Origin of the sequence: Merdimonas faecis, assembly GCF_001754075.1 — a bacterium.
GTDB lineage: Bacteria > Bacillota > Clostridia > Lachnospirales > Lachnospiraceae > Merdimonas > Merdimonas faecis.
This window is the reverse complement of the sequence record NZ_MIEH01000042.1, coordinates 1-830: the sequence shown is the minus strand read 5'-3', so window position 1 is coordinate 830 and position 830 is coordinate 1. Positions and strand designations below refer to the sequence as shown.

Below are 830 nucleotides of genomic sequence, written 5' to 3'. Positions count from 1 at the left end.
TTTTTTACGCGGCAGGAAATTATTTTCTGCTGCGGCTGAAAAATCCGGCAGACATTTGCGAAGCAAATGACATCGACAGAACGGAACGTTCTGGAGATGACCGCTTCAAAGCGCTGCCTCCGCTGTATTCTTCCAAAACTCACACGTGTATAGCGTTACACGCGTTGGTCTTCGGCCAATTTTTTTGCTTTGTTTTCTTCAAAGTGTGTAACCATTACACAGTTTCCTGTTATAACAATTACCTCGGATGTCTTGATCAAGATATTTTGATCTTCTATTTCTTATATGCGGTTTTCAAGGTACATTGCAAAACAAATATTTTATGCGTTGGAAGCCTGCTTCCATAAGCTTTAAAATATTTTGTTTTTCTGACTGATGTTTTATCAGTCATCAGAAACCTGAACTTTCATTCAAACCTCTGATCACTGGTAAAACCAGCGTTATCATAAACAGCACTGCCCTGCTGTATGGGTTGGCGGTGATAAGTTGTTGCTCATCCTTGCCTGTATCTATGATAAACTTTTCTCGGCAGCGAATCTGCCTTTTTCTTTTTTGTTCCTGGCAGCCACCTGCTCTCCCACACCGTCTCCAGTGCAGTACCATCGGCCGCTTAAGGCTTAACCATCGTGTTCGGGATGGGTACGGGTGTGGCCCCTAAGCGCATCGCCACCAGGAGTTCCTTCGGTCCTTTTGACAGTAACCTCGGATCTTTTTGTTATCCTGATCGTGAATGGAAAGTCTTTCATCTATCTCAAATCCGCTTCGCTTCTTTTCGCTAGATTCAAGCCTTCCTCCTCAGCCCAGATGCTCCTGACGCTTCCGTAAGCAAG

The 830-nt window shown here is 44.3% G+C and carries 1 protein-coding gene and 1 rRNA gene; one reads left to right on the top strand and one right to left on the bottom strand.

Going from position 1 to position 830, the window contains the following annotated elements:
• Nucleotides 1-347, top strand: a 347-nt coding sequence (locus BKD12_RS17125) for a hypothetical protein (protein WP_207645182.1), incomplete at its 5' end; no start/stop codon positions are given.
• Between the two features lie 209 nt (nt 348-556).
• Here BKD12_RS17125 and rrf read toward each other — a convergent pair.
• Nucleotides 557-674: ribosomal RNA gene (gene rrf, locus BKD12_RS15930) — 5S ribosomal RNA — on the bottom strand.
• Between the last annotated feature and the right edge of the window lie 156 nt (nt 675-830).